This window comes from Methylobacterium sp. J-076, assembly GCF_022829405.1.
In the GTDB taxonomy this organism is placed as follows: domain Bacteria; phylum Pseudomonadota; class Alphaproteobacteria; order Rhizobiales; family Beijerinckiaceae; genus Methylobacterium.
The window spans coordinates 36375-50066 of sequence record NZ_JAKSXW010000055.1 but is presented as its reverse complement, the minus strand read 5'-3'; the positions used below and the strand labels follow the sequence as shown (position 1 = coordinate 50066).

The window sequence follows — 13692 nt, the reverse complement described above, 5'->3', positions numbered from 1 at the left end:
CGTCCGCGTCTCCCTTCCTCAATATCACAATGTCAAAGAGCCGGAGCCACCCGCCCGAGGCGAAGACCCCACGCCCACCGAAGGTCACGAACCGACCCATCCCAGGCTTAAACCACCGCCAGGCACGTCCCGCTCGATTGTCCGGTAAGGACGCCCGCCTCAGCGCCACATCCGCAGCACCAGGAGACAGACAATTCAGCGTCCGGTTCGCTTCCGCGGCCGGCGCCGATGAACAGGGATATACGCAGTCGGCTCAGGGTCGTCAACACCGTTTTTCGCGGAAATGCCGAATCCCGTCCCGGGCCCCTGGACTCTCCTCAGGCGGGGAGGGTCAGCACCAGCCCGTCATGGGCGGGCACGGTCCCCTCGGGCAGGCGCGCGGCCAGCGCGGCGTAGTCGAGGTCCGTGTGCAGGTTGGTGAGCACCGCCCTGCCCGGCTTCACCCGTGCGATCAGGGCCAGCGCGTCGGAGACGGAATAGTGGGTCGGGTGCGGGGTCTCCCGCAGGGCGTCGATGATCAGGAGGTCGAGCCCGTACAGCCGCTCCAGGCTCCGGGGCGGGATCAGGCTCACGTCGGGCAGGTAGGCGGCCTTGCCGAAGCGGAAGCCCAGGGCCGGCTCGTTGCCGTGCTCCACGGGGAGGGGCTGCGCCTCCACGAGGCCGCCGGGCCCGTCCACGGCCACCCTCCCCTCCTCCGGGAGATCGTGCATGGCCAGGATCGGCGGATAGTCGCTGCCCTCCGGCCGCTCGAAACAGTAGCCGAACCGGGCGGTGAGCAGGGCGCGGGTGCGGGCATCCGCATGGACCGGGATGCGGGCGCGCATGCGGATCACCAGGGGCCGCAGGTCGTCGATCCCGTGGGTATGGTCGGCATGGGAATGGGTGAAGAGCACCCCGTCGAGGCGGTCCACGCCGGCATCGAGCAGCTGCTCGCGCAGGTCGGGGGAGGTGTCCACGAGGACGCTGGTGCGCCCGCCCTCCCCTTCGCGCTCCACCAGGATCGAGCAGCGGCGGCGCCGGTTGCGCGGCTCGTTCGGGTCGCAGGCACCCCAGCCGCTGCCGACGCGCGGCACGCCGCCGGACGAACCGCAGCCGAGGATGCGCAAGGTGAGCGTCGCCATCCAGATCTCCCGCAGCGGTCGTATCGCGGGAGAGCGGGGCCTGTCACGCCCGTCCGGGCTGCGCCTTGTCGAACAGGCGGACAAAATTGGCCGTGGTGATCCGCGCCACCTCCTCCTCCGGCAGGTCGAGGGTGGCGGCGAGCGACCGCGCGGTGTGGGCGGTGTAGGCCGGCTCGTTGGTGCGCCCGCGATGGGGCTCGGGGGCGAGGAACGGCGCGTCGGTCTCCACGAGGATCCGGTCGCGGGGCACCGCGCGGGCGATGTCGCGCAGGGCGTGCGAGCGGCGGAAGGTCACGATCCCCGAGAACGAGACGTAGAGGCCGAGCGCCACCCCGGCCTCGGCGAGGCGCGCCCCCGAGGAGAAGCAGTGCAGCACCGCCCGGAACGGCGCCCGCGCCATCTCCTCCGTCAGCACCCGCTCCATGTGCGCGTCCGCGTCGCGGGCATGGATGACGAGGGGAAGCCCCGCCAGCCGGGACGCCTCGATATGGGCGCGCAGCACCCGCTCCTGCACCTCGGCGGGGGCGGCGTCGGGATAGTGGTAGTCGAGCCCCGCCTCGCCGATGCCGACGCAGCGCGGATGCCGGGCCAGCTCCGCGATGGTCTCCGCCGGGGTGTCGGGCTCCTCCCCCGCCCCGTCGGGATGGGTGCCCACGGTGAACCACACTTGCGGGTGGGCCTCGGCGATGGCCCGGTAGGTCGCGGCCTTCGCCACCCGGGTCGAGATGGTGAGCATCCCCATCACCCCGGCGTCCCGGGCGCGGGCGATCACGCCCGGCAGGTCGCTGGCGAAATCGGGGAAGTCGAGGTGGCAGTGGCTGTCGATGAGCATGGTGTCGTCGCGGGGGGCGTGTCTGGCTTCCCCTTCCCTCCCTGCGCGTGAGCGGGTGACGGGAGAGGGGAGCGCGGCTTCGGGAAAGGGCGAGCGTGGGGTGAGGGGCGGTGCCCGATCCTGCACCGTCGCCCCCCTCTCCCGACCCGCCTTCGGGGGCCACCCTCCCCCGCAGAGGGGGGAGGGAGAGACGTCACGCTGCCGGCGCCTCCGGCCGCTCGAAGCGGGGGAAGACCGGGCTCGGGGCGGGCAGGGGCGTGCCGGGCCTGAGCCGGCCGCCCTCCCCCAGGGCGGCGAAGGCGCGGGCATCCGCCGGCACGGCCAGCAGGTCGAGGAGCCTGCCCGCCGAGTCCGGCACAAAGGGCTGGACCAGGATGCCGACAGACCGGAGCGTCTCCAGGGTGGTGTAGAGCACCGCGTTCATCCGGGCGGGGTCGCTCTTGCGCAAGCGCCACGGCTCCTGCCCGGCGAAGTAGCGGTTCGCCTCGGCCACCACCGCCCAGATCTCGGACAGGATGGTGTGGAGGGCGAGGTCCCGCATCAGGCCCCGCGCCCGGTCCGCCAGGGCGTCGGCCTGGGCCAGCATCTGGCGGTCGGCCTCGGCCAGCTCCCCCGGCTCCGGCACGGCGGCGTCGCAGTTCTTGGCCACCATCGACAGGGAGCGCTGGGCGAGGTTGCCGAGGTCGTTGGCGAGGTCGGCGTTGATGCGGGTGATGATCGCCGCGTGGTCGTAGTTGCCGTCGCCGCCGAAGGGGGCCTCGCGCAGGCAGAAGTAGCGCACGGCATCGACGCCGAACGTGTCCACGAGGTCGAACGGATCGACCACGTTGCCGAGCGACTTCGACATCTTCTCCCCCTTGCTGAGGAAGAAGCCGTGGCCGAACACCCGCCTGGGCAGCGGCAGCCCGGCCGCCATCAGGAAGGCCGGCCAGTAGACCGCGTGGAAGCGCACGATGTCCTTGCCGATGACGTGCAGGTCCATCGGCCAGAACCTGTTTCCGGGCGCGGAGGCATCCGGGTAGCCGGTCACCGTCAGGTAGTTGGTCAGGGCATCGACCCACACGTACATGACGTGGCCGGGATGGCCGGGCACCGGCACGCCCCAGTCGAAGTTCGTGCGGCTGACCGAGAGGTCCTTCAGGCCCGCGCGGACGAAGCTCGCCACCTCGTTCCTCCGGGTCTCCGGCCCGATGAAGCCCGGCTGCGCCTCGTAGAGCGCGAGCAGCCGGTCCTGGTAGGCGGAGAGCCGGAACAGGAAGTTCTCCTCCTCCATCCAGACGACCGGGGTGTCGGTGGCGACGGAGCGGCGGCTCCCGTCCTCCAAGAGCCGGGTCTCGGCCTCGTCGTAATAGGCCTCGTCGCGCACCGAGTACCAGCCGGCATACGTGTCGAGGTAGATGTCGCCGTTGGCCTCCATCCGCTGCCAGATCGCCTGGGCGGCGGCGGCGTGGGCGGGTTCGGTGGTGCGGATGAACCGGTCGTAGGAACAGCCCATCCGGTCGGCCATCTCGCGGAACTTCGCGGAGGTGCCGTCGACATAGGCGTGGGGGGTGATGCCGGCCTTGGTCGCCGCCTGCTGGATCTTGAGGCCGTGCTCGTCGGTGCCGGTGGAGAACAGCACGTCGTAGCCGTCCAGCCGGTGGAACCGGGCGATGGCGTCGGTGGCGATCACCTCGTAGGCGTGGCCGATATGCGGCGCGCCGTTGGGGTAGGAGATCGCCGTCGAGAGGCTGAAGGTCTTGCGGGGGGAGGGGCCGTCCGTCACGCTCGCGTCCGATGCTCGAGGGGCCCGGGACGTCCCGCGCCCTCAGGCGCCCTCCGTCCGGGCCAGGTCGGTGAACAGCGACAGGACGACGGGCCGGCGGTCGAGGTTGTAGGTCGCGGCCTCCCGGGCGGCACGGGCAAACCTTTCACACACCTCCACGAGCGCCGCAAGGCGGGCGACGGGCTCCCCCTGCCGCCGGTCGAGCTCGGCGGAGACGAAGCGCAGCACCGCGTCCCCCGCCGCCGCGAAGCGCTCCTCCCCGTCCCGGCCGTTCAGGGTCTCGGCGAGCTTCAGCACCCGGCCCCAATCCGGGGTGGCCCCCCGCGACAGGAGGGTCTCGACCTCGGCGACGAGGCCCGCGGTGACGGGGTCGATCAGCCCGAGCGCCCGGCCCACCGAGCCCTCGGCGAGGCCGACGGCCCGGGCGAGGGCCGCCTCGTCGGGCTGGGCGAAGGGCGGGGGCAGGGCGCGCAGGGCCCGGGCCACCTCCCCGTCCGCCAGCGGGCGCAGGGCGAGCGCCCGGCAGCGGGAGCGGATCGTCGGCAGCAGCCGGCCCGGCTGGTGGGCGAGGATCAGGAACAGCGCCCGCGGCGGGGGCTCCTCCAGCACCTTGAGCAGGGCGTTGGCGGCGTTGGCGTTGAGGTCCTCGGCGCTGTCGAGGACGCAGACCCGCCAGCCGGAATCGGCGGCGGTGGAGGCGAACAGGTCGAGGGCCTTGCGGACCATGTCGACGGAGATCTTGGTCGGCAGGGTCTTGGCCCCCGGCGCCCTGTGGCGGCGCAGCGCCACGAGGTTGGGGTGCGACAGCCCCGCCACCTGCCCGTGGACCGGGTGGTCGGCCGGGATGGCAAGGCCCGCCGGCCCCGTGCCCCGGGGATAGGCCAGGAGCCGCCGGGCGACCCGGTAGGCCAGCGTCGCCTTGCCGATCCCCGCCGGGCCGCCGATCAGCCACGCATGGTGCAGCCGGCCCGCGGCGATGCCCTCCGCGAAGGCGGCCTCCGCCGCCCCGTGCCCGACGAGCGCCGCGCTCTCCCGCGGGCGGGGCACGCCGGGGCGGTCGCCGATCTCCTCGTCCGCGGCCTCAGCCATGGGACCCCTCCCCCCGGACGAGGGCCGGCAGCCGGGCCTCGACCTGCGCCAGGATCGCCGCCGCGACGGCATCGGGACCGGCCGAGGCGTCGATCACGGCACAGCGCCCCGGCTCCGCCATCGCGATCTCCAGGAAGGCGCCGCGCAGGCGGGCGTGGAAGCCCAGCGCCTCCGCCTCGAAACGGTCGGCCCCCTGCCCCGCGGCCTCGCCCCTGGCGGCGGCCCGGGCGAGGCCCGCCTCCGGCGCCAGGTCGAGGATCAGGGTCAGGTCGGGCCGGGTGCGGCCGACGACGACCCGCTCCAGGGCGGCCACCACCGCCGGGTCGAGCCCCCCGGCGGCCCCCTGGTAGGCGCGGGTCGAATCGATGAAGCGGTCGCAGATCACGCCCTCGCCCCGGGCGAGCGCCGGGCGGATCAGCCGGTCGAGGTGGTCGAGGCGGGCGGCGCTGAACAGCAGCGCCTCGGCGAAGGGGCCGTAGGGCTTGGCCGCGCCGGCGAGCAGGGCCGCGCGGATCTCCTCGGCCCGGGGCGAGCCGCCGGGCTCGCGGGTCACGGTCACCGGGCGGCCGGTGCGGGCGCGCAGCGTCGCGGCGAGGCGGGCGGCCTGCGTCGACTTCCCCGCCCCCTCCCCGCCTTCGAGGGTGATGAAGACGCCCCGGCGCGGGGGCTCCCGGTCCTGCATCGTCACGGGGTGCCGGTCACGACGGGTTGGCGGCGGCCCGGTCCTCGGGCTTGCCCCCGGCCGCCTTGTCGAAGGCCTTGCGCATCAGGCCGGTGCCGAATTCGAGGGCGGCGTCCATGGCCCGCTGGCCGAGGCTGCCCTGCCCCACCGCGGCGCCGGCATAGAGCGGCTGGTCGAGGGCGATCGTGTCGCCCCGCTGGACCCGCAGCACGCCGACCTGCTGGCCCTCGTTCACGGGGGCCACGAGGGGGCCCTGGTAGATCGCCTTGGCGCTCACCCGGTCGCTGGCCCCCCGGGGCAGCAGCACCCGCACCGGCTTCTTCGCCACGAGGGGGACCGAGCCGGCCTCGCCGCCGAACACCGAGGCCTCGGCCACGGTCTCGCCGGGGGCGAAGACCTGCCGCGGCTCGAAGGCGCGGAACCCCCATTCCATCAGCTTGCGCGATTCCGAGGCCCGGTCCCGGGCGGTCTTCAGGCCGGAGACCACGAGGACCAGCCGCTGGCCGTTCTGCACCGCCGAGCCGGTGAGGGCGTAGCCAGATTCCTCCAGGAAGCCGGTCTTCAGCCCGTCGGCGCCGATGTCGAGGGTGAGCAGCGGGTTGCGGTTCTGCTGCTTGATCTTGTTCCAGGTGAACTCGCGCTCGGAGAAGATCTTGTAGAGGTCCGGGTAGGTGTCGATGATGTGGATGGCGAGGCGCGCCATGTCCCGGGCGGTCACCTTCTGGTCGGGCGCCGAGTAGCCGGTGGCGTTGCGGAAGGTGGAGTTCGTCAGGCCGATCTCCTTGGCCCGCTGGTTCATCAGCCCGGCGAAGGCCTCCTCCGTGCCGGCCATGTTCTCGGCGATGGTGATCGCCGCGTCGTTGCCCGACTGGACCACCAGGCCGCGCAGCAGGTCCGCCATCTTGATGCGGCTGTTGACCTGGGCGAACATCGACGAGCCCCCGCCCCCCGCGCCGCCGCGCTTCCAGGCGTCCTCGGTCACCGTGAACTCGGTGTCCATGGAGAGGCGGCCGGATTTCAGCGCCTCGAACACGATGTCGGTGGTCATCAGCTTGGCCATGCTGGCCGGGGAGAACCGCTCGTCGGCGGCCTTCTCGAACAGGACCGAGCCGGAATCGGCGTCGATGAGGATCGCGTGCGGCGCCCCCGTCTGGAAGGTCTGGGCCGCGGCGGGCGCAGCCAGGGCCAGGGCGGAGGCGACGGCCGCGGCCAGCGGGGCGGCCAGGAGAGACAAAACGGTCCTGCGCATCGCGGATCTCCGGCGGGCCAGCGTCGCGCGCCCGTGCGGCGGAAACCTGCGGCGCGAAACACTTCAGGCGGCGACGAGCGTGACCATATCGCGTTTCCCCACCGGGATCGAACGCGAATTGCCGCAAGGTGCGCGCGATGCGGGCCTTCAACGTCAGTAGATGCCCGCGTAGCGCGTGCCGTGCCCGGCGGCGCGGACGGGCGGCTCGCCGGCCCGGGCGACCTGCCTCACGCCCGGCTTGGGCGCCTCCTTCGCGGCCTCCCGGCCCTTGGCCGGCGGCACCGCCTTGGCGGCGAGGCGGGCCATGGCGATCTTGGCGGTCTCGGGCATCGCGGCCGGCCTGGGGGCGCCCCCCTTGTGGGGCTCGGCCATGGCGAACCGGGCCGGGGCGGGGGCGGCCTTCGCGGCGGGGACCTTCGCCGCAGCGGCCTGCGCCGGGCCGGGATTGCCGCCGGAGACGGCGATCCCCGCGACCCGGACCGGGGCGAGCTTGACGGCGGCGGTCTGGACCGGGGCCGGCCGGAACTCCCTGGCGCGGCTCGCCGTCGGCTGGACGGCGGCCGGGACCGCCACGGCGGCGCTCGCCAGCACCACCGGCGCGCGGACGGGCCGGCGGGGGGCCTCCTCCCCGGGCTCCTCCCGCTCGGGGGCGGGCTTGTAGGCCAGGGGCGTCGCGCCCCGGCCGTACTTCTCGGTCTCCTCGACGGGGCCGAGGTCGGCCACCATCACCGCCGGGCCCGCGCCGGCCGGGCGGCCATCGGTGCGCAGGGTGGCCATCAGCTTGCGGTCGTCCGAGCCGGCGAGGGCGGCCTTGCCGACATACTCGACCCGGACATGGGCCGTGCCCTTGCGGTGGAAGCCCAGGGCCTCGGCCGCCTCCTCCGAGACGTCCATGACGCGCCCGGCATGGTAGGGGCCGCGGTCGTTGACGCGCACCACCATCGACGAGCCGTTGTCGAGGTTGGTGACGCGGGCGTAGCTCGGCAGGGGAAGGGTCGGGTGGGCGGCGGCGATGGAGTGCCGGTCGAACACCTCGCCGTTGGCCGTCATCCGGCCGTGGAAGGCCGAGCCGTACCACGAGGCCAGGCCCTCGCGGACGTAGCCCCGGGGGTTCTCCCGGGGGGCGTAGGTCTGGCCGGCGACCACGTAGGGCTTGCCGGTGTAGCGGCGCCCGCCGCCCTTCGGGATCACGTCGCCCTCGTTGTAGAGGCGGGGGCTCGCCTTCACCCCGTATTTCGGGTCGATGCCGTTGCCGCCGGCGGCGAGCTTCGTGGCGGTGTTCGAGGCGCAGTTGGCCGTGGCGAGCGCCACGCCGGAGACAGCCAGGAACCGCAGGGCGAAATGCCCGAGCCGGGGGTGCGTCATACGCATCACGCGGGGAGACCAACTCTACTCGGGGACCGGCCCGGGACCGGACCTCGCCCGGCACCGCCGGGTCCCCGGAGAATTGTCGCCGTGACGTAAAGGAAGCCTGAACGGAACGGGCCGCGGGGCGCGCATCCACCGCCATCGCTTCATGAAACGCATGAAGGTCGCGGGCCAAGGACCCGCCGCGCCCCGGTGTCGCGGCGCGGCGGAGAGGGGGCGCGGTCGATCCGGCCGCGCCCCGCCGCTCTCCTCGGGCGGAACCCGAGGAGAGCGGCTTAACCCCCAGGACCGGAAAGGCGAAACGCTCAGCGGGGCAGGTGGTCGGTGAGCTGGGCGATGGAGCGGGAGCCCCGCTGCTTGAACAGGAGGTCGAGGGCTTCGAGCATCAGGCCGTGCATCTTGGTGCGCTCGGCATGGGCGAGGTCGCGCAGCTGGTCGTAGACCGGAGGCTCCAGATAGACGGACATCTGGCGGGCCCGCTGCTTGAGGGTCGCGCTGCTGCGGGGGGCCTCGGCCTGCGGCGGCGCCTTGGCCGCCGGGGTGAGGGCGACGATCTCGGCGCTGCGCAGCCCGGCCCGCCCGGGGGAGGGGCGCTCCTGGGGTGTCGCCGCCGCCACGATGGCCGCGAGGCTGAGCTTAGGCGGCTTGGACATGCTTGTCCGTCCGGCCCGCCTGGGAGCGGCGCTCGATCCAGCTCCAGAGCTTGCGCACCTCGGCGGCGGCCTGGCCCTTGGGGTTCAGTTCCGTGACGCCGAGGCCGAGGCCGATCGCGTCCTGGTGGTCGGTGCGGGCGACGATGTTCACGTCCGGCAGGATGCCGAGGACCGCGAGGCCGTCCGCCGCGTCGCGCACCCGGTAGGAGCGGGGCGGGGTCTGGTTCAGGACGAAGGCGAACTTCTTCTCCAGCCGGTAGACGGCGGCCAGCGTCGGCTTGAAGGCGCGCAGGTCCGCGGGCGTCGGACGGCAGGGGATGATGCACAGGTCGGCGGCGCGGATCGCCGAGAGGGTGCCGGGGCTGTCCACGCCGGGCGTGTCGATGAAGACGTAGTCGTAGGCGGATTCGCGCAGGCGCTCCATCACCGGATCGAGCTGGGCGGCATCGATCTGCGCCACCTCGGGGCCCTCGACGGTGCGGTGGTCGAGCCAGTCCGAGACGGTGGCCTGCCGGTCCATCTCCAGGATGCAGACCGAGTGCCCCGCCTCCCGGGCCGCCACGGCGAGGGAGATGCAGAGCGTGCTCTTGCCGCTCCCGCCCTTCTGGGTGACGAAGGTCAGCGCTTTCATCCGCGGACGTCCTCCTGCCTGCGTGCAGATCCGGCGTCAGGCGTCACGGGTGTTCGTGCAACCTGAGGTCGTGTTCCTGCATCCTCTGCGATCCTGCAATCCAAGGATCCAGGGCGTCGAGTTGCGCCGGACATGGTTAACGCTTCGTTAAGGGCGTCGGAGACCATCGTTCCCGCCGCCGGACGCGCCCCGCCCTCCCCCCTGGCCGAAATTCCGGGGAAATCATACCTGAGGTTTAGAATTGAGCCCGAATTCGTCTAGCGCCCTTTTCAGTGTCTAATGAATGACGTAGCTTCGGTAGAGGGCGCATCGAGACCCCTGTGGTGATCTAACCTCAGGTTATAGACGCCAGGACGATGACGATGGAATCACCGATCCCGCAATCCGTGCTGAAGGCGTCCGGCGTCGTCGGCACCTGGGTGCACGATCATTGGGCGGGCCGCCTCTCGCTGTCGGGAAGCTTCCCGGGGCTGCTCGGGCTCGATCCGGTGGCCGCGGCGGCGGGGGTCTCCCTCGCGACCTTCCTCGACCGGACCCACCCGGACGACCGGGTCCGCATGGAGAACTACCTCTACGCCGTGGGGGCGATGGGCGGCCCGGTGGAGGCCGAGTTCCGCACCTGCGACGACCGGGCGGGAATCCGCACCCTGGTCATGCGCGGCCGGATCGAGCGGGACCCGACCGGCTCCGTCGCGCAGGGCTGCGGCATCGCCATCGACCGCACGGACGAGCAGTCGGTCGGGCTCGCCCACACCGAGCAGGTGATGAACCGCATGGCCGAGCACGTGATCGCCCTGCGCGGCCTCGCCCAGACCCTGCGGCGCCCGGTGCTGATCGAGCGGGTCGAGCGCCTGATGATCGAGGTGGGGTTCGAGCTCGCCCGCTTCGTGCCCGAGCCGGAGGACGAGGCCCTGCACTGAGCCCGGCGGCCGCCCGCCCCGGATCTCCGATTGAACTGCCCGGCGCAGGCGCGCTACCGTTCCGGAAACACGGAGGGGACGATGGGCGACACGATCTACGACCGGGATCTCGACCCCGTCGCGGCCAACTACCAGCCGCTCACCCCCCTCCTCTACCTCGACCGGGCGGCCAAGGTCTTCCCCCGCCACGTCGCGGTGGTCCATGGCGGCCTGCGGCGCTCCTACGCGGAGCTGTACGGGCGCGCCCGGCGCCTCGCCTCCGCCCTCAGGGCCCGGGGGATCGGGCGCGGCGACACGGTCGCCGTCCTCCTCGCCAACACCCCCGAGATGGTCGAGTGCCATTACGGCGTGCCCATGTCCGGGGCGGTGCTGAACACGCTCAACACCCGCCTCGATGCCGAGGCGATCCGGTTCTGCCTGGGCCACGGCGAGGCCAAGGTCCTCATCACCGACCGGGAATTCTCCCGCATCGCCGGGCCGGCCCTGGCGGGATTGGATCCGGCGCCCTTCGTCATCGACGTGGACGACCCGGAATACGACGGCCCCGGCGAGGCCCTGGGGGAGACCGGCTACGAGGCGTTCCTCGCCGCCGGCGATCCGGAGGCGGACTGGCCCCTCCCCTCCGACGAGTGGGATGCGATCTCCCTCAACTACACGTCGGGGACCACGGGCGACCCGAAGGGCGTGGTCTATCACCACCGGGGGGCGGCCCTGCTGGCCCTCGGCAACGTGGTGACGGGCGGCCTCGGCCGGCACCCGGTCTATCTGTGGACCCTGCCGATGTTCCACTGCAACGGCTGGTGTTTCCCCTGGACCCTGTCGGTGGTGGCCGGCACCCATGTCTGCCTGCGGCAGGTGCGGGCGGAGGCGATGTACCGCCTGATGGCCGAGCACGGCGTCACCCACCTGTGCGGCGCGCCGATCGTGATGCAGCTCCTGATCAACGCCTCGGACGCGGAGCGCCGCCCCCTCCCCCGCCGGGTCGCCTTCTTCACCGCCGCCGCCCCGCCCCCGGAGGCGGTCCTGGCGGGCATGTCCGAGGCGGGGTTCGACGTCACCCACCTCTACGGGCTAACGGAGAGCTACGGCCCGGCCGTCGTCAACGAATGGCATGGGGAGTGGGACGCCCTCTCCTCCGACCAGCGGGCCGCCCGGAAGGCGCGCCAGGGCGTGCGCTACCCCGTGCTCGAGGCCCTCGACGTCCGCGATCCCGAGACGTTGGAGCCGGTCCCCGCCGACGGGACGACGATGGGCGAGGTGATGATGCGCGGCAACGTGGTGATGCGCGGCTACCTCAAGAACCCGAAGGCGACGGAGGCGGCCTTCCGGGGCGGCTGGTTCCGCACGGGCGACCTCGGGGTGAAGCATCCGGACGGCTACGTGCAGCTCAAGGACCGCTCGAAGGACATCATCATCTCGGGCGGCGAGAACATCTCCTCCATCGAGGTGGAGGACGCGCTGTTCAAGCACCCGGCCGTCGCGGCGGCGGCCGTGGTGGCCCTGCCCGACCCGAAATGGGGCGAGACGCCCTGCGCCTTCATCGAGCTGAGGCCGGGGGCGACGGCCACGGCCGACGACCTGATCCAGTGGTGCCGGGGGCGGCTGGCGTCCTACAAGCTGCCGCGCCACGTCGTCTTCGGCGAATTGCCGAAGACGTCGACGGGCAAGATCCAGAAATACGTCCTGCGCGCCCGCGCCAGGGAGGCGTGAGGGGGCGCTCCCCGCGCCGTCAGGCTTCCGGCGGGCGCGGGGCCTGGGCCGTCACCCGCACCGGCACGCGCCGGGCCTCCCGGAGATCCTCGGCGATCTGCGCCAGCATCGCCTTGAGCGACACGAGGCTGAACGCGGCGATTCCGGCGACGAGAGCGGCGGAGACGAGGGTCTTGGCGGTAGCGGGGTCCACGGCGGGATTCCTCGGAGCGGCGTACCGGCCGGCACGCTGAGCCCGAAGTGGCGATGCCGGGCCGTTCCCGCCACCGCCATTCGTGACGGCGCTGGCATGCGCGCCGCGCCGCGCGCGTGTGACACCGCACGAAACGTCACGTTCGGCCGTTACCAGACCCGGATGCGCGCAGGCCGGACCCAGGATATCGACCCGGGCCGGCCGCGTTCCCGTCGGCCGCGGCGTTCGCGGCCGGACGGCAGGGGCCTCGGGGGATTGGGAATGGTCGGACGGAATCCGGGACGGTGCGCGGCGGCGGCCCTGGTCATGACGGCGCTTGCGGCGGCGCTGGTCGGAGGGCCCGCCCTGGCGCAGGGCACGCTGCTGCGGCCCGCCAACGAGCCGGCGGCCCCGGCCCCGGGCGATCCGGTGACCCGGTCGAGCTACTTCTTCGTCGGCGGGCGCTACCAGAAGGTCGGCGAGAAGACCCTGATGGTCGGCCAGATGTTCGTGCAGGTCCGCACCCCGGCCAAGGTCACGCAGCCCTACCCCGTGGTGATGATCCACGGCCTGGCCCAGACCGGCGTCAACTTCCTGGCGACGCCGGACGGGCGCTCGGGCTGGGCGCAGCGCTTCGTGGAATGGGGCTACCAGGTCTACGTGGTCGATCAGGTCGGGCGCGGGCGCTCCGGCACCAACCCCGAGGTCTACGGCCCCTACGACCGCCTCGGCACCCGCGACCTGGAGCGGGTCTTCACCGCGCCGGAGGTCTACGACCTCTACCCCCAGGCCAAGCTCCACACGCAGTGGACGGGGGGGCCCGGCGTCCAGGGCAACCCGAGCTTCGACCAGTACTACGCGAGCCAGGTGCCCTTCCTCGCCAACAGCCAGCAGACCGAGGAGCTGGTCGACACCGCCCTCGGCGCCCTCCTCGACCGCACCGGACCGGTGATCCTCCTCACCCACGGCCAGGGCGCCCTGTTCGGCTGGGCCCTCTCCGACGCCCGCCCCGACCTCGTGAAGGCCCATGTCGCCGTCGAGCCCGGCGGCCCGCCCTTCTTCGACGTGAAGTTCCGGGGCGGCAAGGATTTCTGGGAGAAGTCGGGGGACGGGCGCGCCCGCGCCTACGGCATCACCCGCATGCCGCTCACCTTCGAGCCGCCGGTGAAGATGCCCGAGGACCTCGCCGTGGCCCAGCAGGCCAAGCCCTCGGCCGAGGGCCAGATCCGCTGCTGGATGCAGGCCGATCCGGCCCGCAGGCTGCCCAACCTCGCCCGGGTGCCGACGGTGATCGTGACGGCGGAGGCCTCCTTCCACGCCACCTACGACGGGTGCACCGCCGCCTTCCTGACCCAGGCCGGCGCCAAACCGGACGTGCTGCGCCTCGCCGACCAGAAGGTGCAGGGCAACGGCCACATGGTCATGGTCGAGAAGAACAGCGACCTCGTGGCCGACACGGTGATGGGCTGGCTGTCCGCCCGCATGCGGCCCTGACGGCGG

The 13692-nt window shown here is 72.8% G+C and carries 13 protein-coding genes; 3 read left to right on the top strand and 10 right to left on the bottom strand.

Translation table 11 applies throughout. The features are described 5' to 3' along the window. Positions 1–317 precede the first annotated feature (317 nt). From MKK53_RS04290 to MKK53_RS04250, 9 genes are all read right to left on the bottom strand, one after another. Positions 318–1121 (bottom strand): MBL fold metallo-hydrolase, encoded by an 804-nt coding sequence (locus tag MKK53_RS04290; RefSeq protein ID WP_243927154.1) that lies wholly within the window; start codon positions 1119–1121, stop codon positions 318–320. Between the two features lie 43 nt (positions 1122–1164). Continuing rightward, the gene (locus MKK53_RS04285) at positions 1165–1953 is read right to left on the bottom strand and encodes a TatD family hydrolase (RefSeq protein WP_243927152.1); all 789 of its coding nucleotides are present in this window, start codon (positions 1951–1953) and stop codon (positions 1165–1167) included. Between the two features lie 193 nt (positions 1954–2146). After that, the gene (gene metG, locus MKK53_RS04280) at positions 2147–3718 is read right to left on the bottom strand and encodes a methionine--tRNA ligase (protein ID WP_243927150.1); all 1572 of its coding nucleotides are present in this window, start codon (positions 3716–3718) and stop codon (positions 2147–2149) included. Between the two features lie 42 nt (positions 3719–3760). Then, complete coding sequence (locus tag MKK53_RS04275; RefSeq protein WP_243927148.1) at positions 3761–4807, bottom strand: DNA polymerase III subunit delta'; 1047 nt, start codon at positions 4805–4807, stop codon at positions 3761–3763. Next, complete coding sequence (tmk, locus tag MKK53_RS04270; RefSeq protein ID WP_243927161.1) at positions 4800–5489, bottom strand: dTMP kinase; 690 nt, start codon at positions 5487–5489, stop codon at positions 4800–4802. Before tmk ends, MKK53_RS04275 begins: the two co-directional genes overlap by 8 nt. A gap of 16 nt (positions 5490–5505) precedes the next feature. Continuing rightward, the gene (locus MKK53_RS04265; RefSeq protein WP_243927146.1) at positions 5506–6738 is read right to left on the bottom strand and encodes a D-alanyl-D-alanine carboxypeptidase family protein; all 1233 of its coding nucleotides are present in this window, start codon (positions 6736–6738) and stop codon (positions 5506–5508) included. Positions 6739–6891: 153 nt separating this feature from the next. Further along, positions 6892–8112, bottom strand: a complete 1221-nt coding sequence (locus tag MKK53_RS04260; protein ID WP_243927143.1) for a septal ring lytic transglycosylase RlpA family protein — start codon at positions 8110–8112, stop codon at positions 6892–6894. Positions 8113–8411: 299 nt separating this feature from the next. Beyond that, positions 8412–8759, bottom strand: coding sequence for a ribbon-helix-helix domain-containing protein (locus MKK53_RS04255; RefSeq protein ID WP_243927141.1), 348 nt, complete (start codon positions 8757–8759; stop codon positions 8412–8414). Further along, a complete protein-coding gene (locus MKK53_RS04250; RefSeq protein ID WP_243927140.1) occupies positions 8743–9390 on the bottom strand; it encodes a ParA family protein in 648 nt (215 codons plus the stop codon). The genes MKK53_RS04255 and MKK53_RS04250 overlap by 17 nt, the downstream gene beginning before the upstream one ends. Before the next feature lie 362 nt (positions 9391–9752). On the opposite strand from MKK53_RS04250, the gene MKK53_RS04245 reads away from it, so the two are divergent. After that, positions 9753–10310, top strand: coding sequence for a diguanylate cyclase (locus MKK53_RS04245; protein WP_243927138.1), 558 nt, complete (start codon positions 9753–9755; stop codon positions 10308–10310). Positions 10311–10391: 81 nt separating this feature from the next. Then, on the top strand, positions 10392–12020 hold the full coding sequence (locus MKK53_RS04240; RefSeq protein WP_243927136.1) for an acyl-CoA synthetase: 1629 nt from the start codon (positions 10392–10394) through the stop codon (positions 12018–12020). Positions 12021–12039: 19 nt separating this feature from the next. Here MKK53_RS04240 and MKK53_RS04235 read toward each other — a convergent pair whose 3' ends face one another. Next, positions 12040–12213 carry a hypothetical protein gene (locus MKK53_RS04235; RefSeq protein WP_243927134.1) on the bottom strand — a complete coding sequence of 58 codons (174 nt, stop codon included), beginning with the start codon at positions 12211–12213 and terminating at the stop codon, positions 12040–12042. Between the two features lie 306 nt (positions 12214–12519). On the opposite strand from MKK53_RS04235, the gene MKK53_RS04230 reads away from it, so the two are divergent. Further along, positions 12520–13686 carry an alpha/beta hydrolase gene (locus MKK53_RS04230; protein ID WP_243927132.1) on the top strand — a complete coding sequence of 389 codons (1167 nt, stop codon included), beginning with the start codon at positions 12520–12522 and terminating at the stop codon, positions 13684–13686. Positions 13687–13692 lie beyond the last annotated feature (6 nt).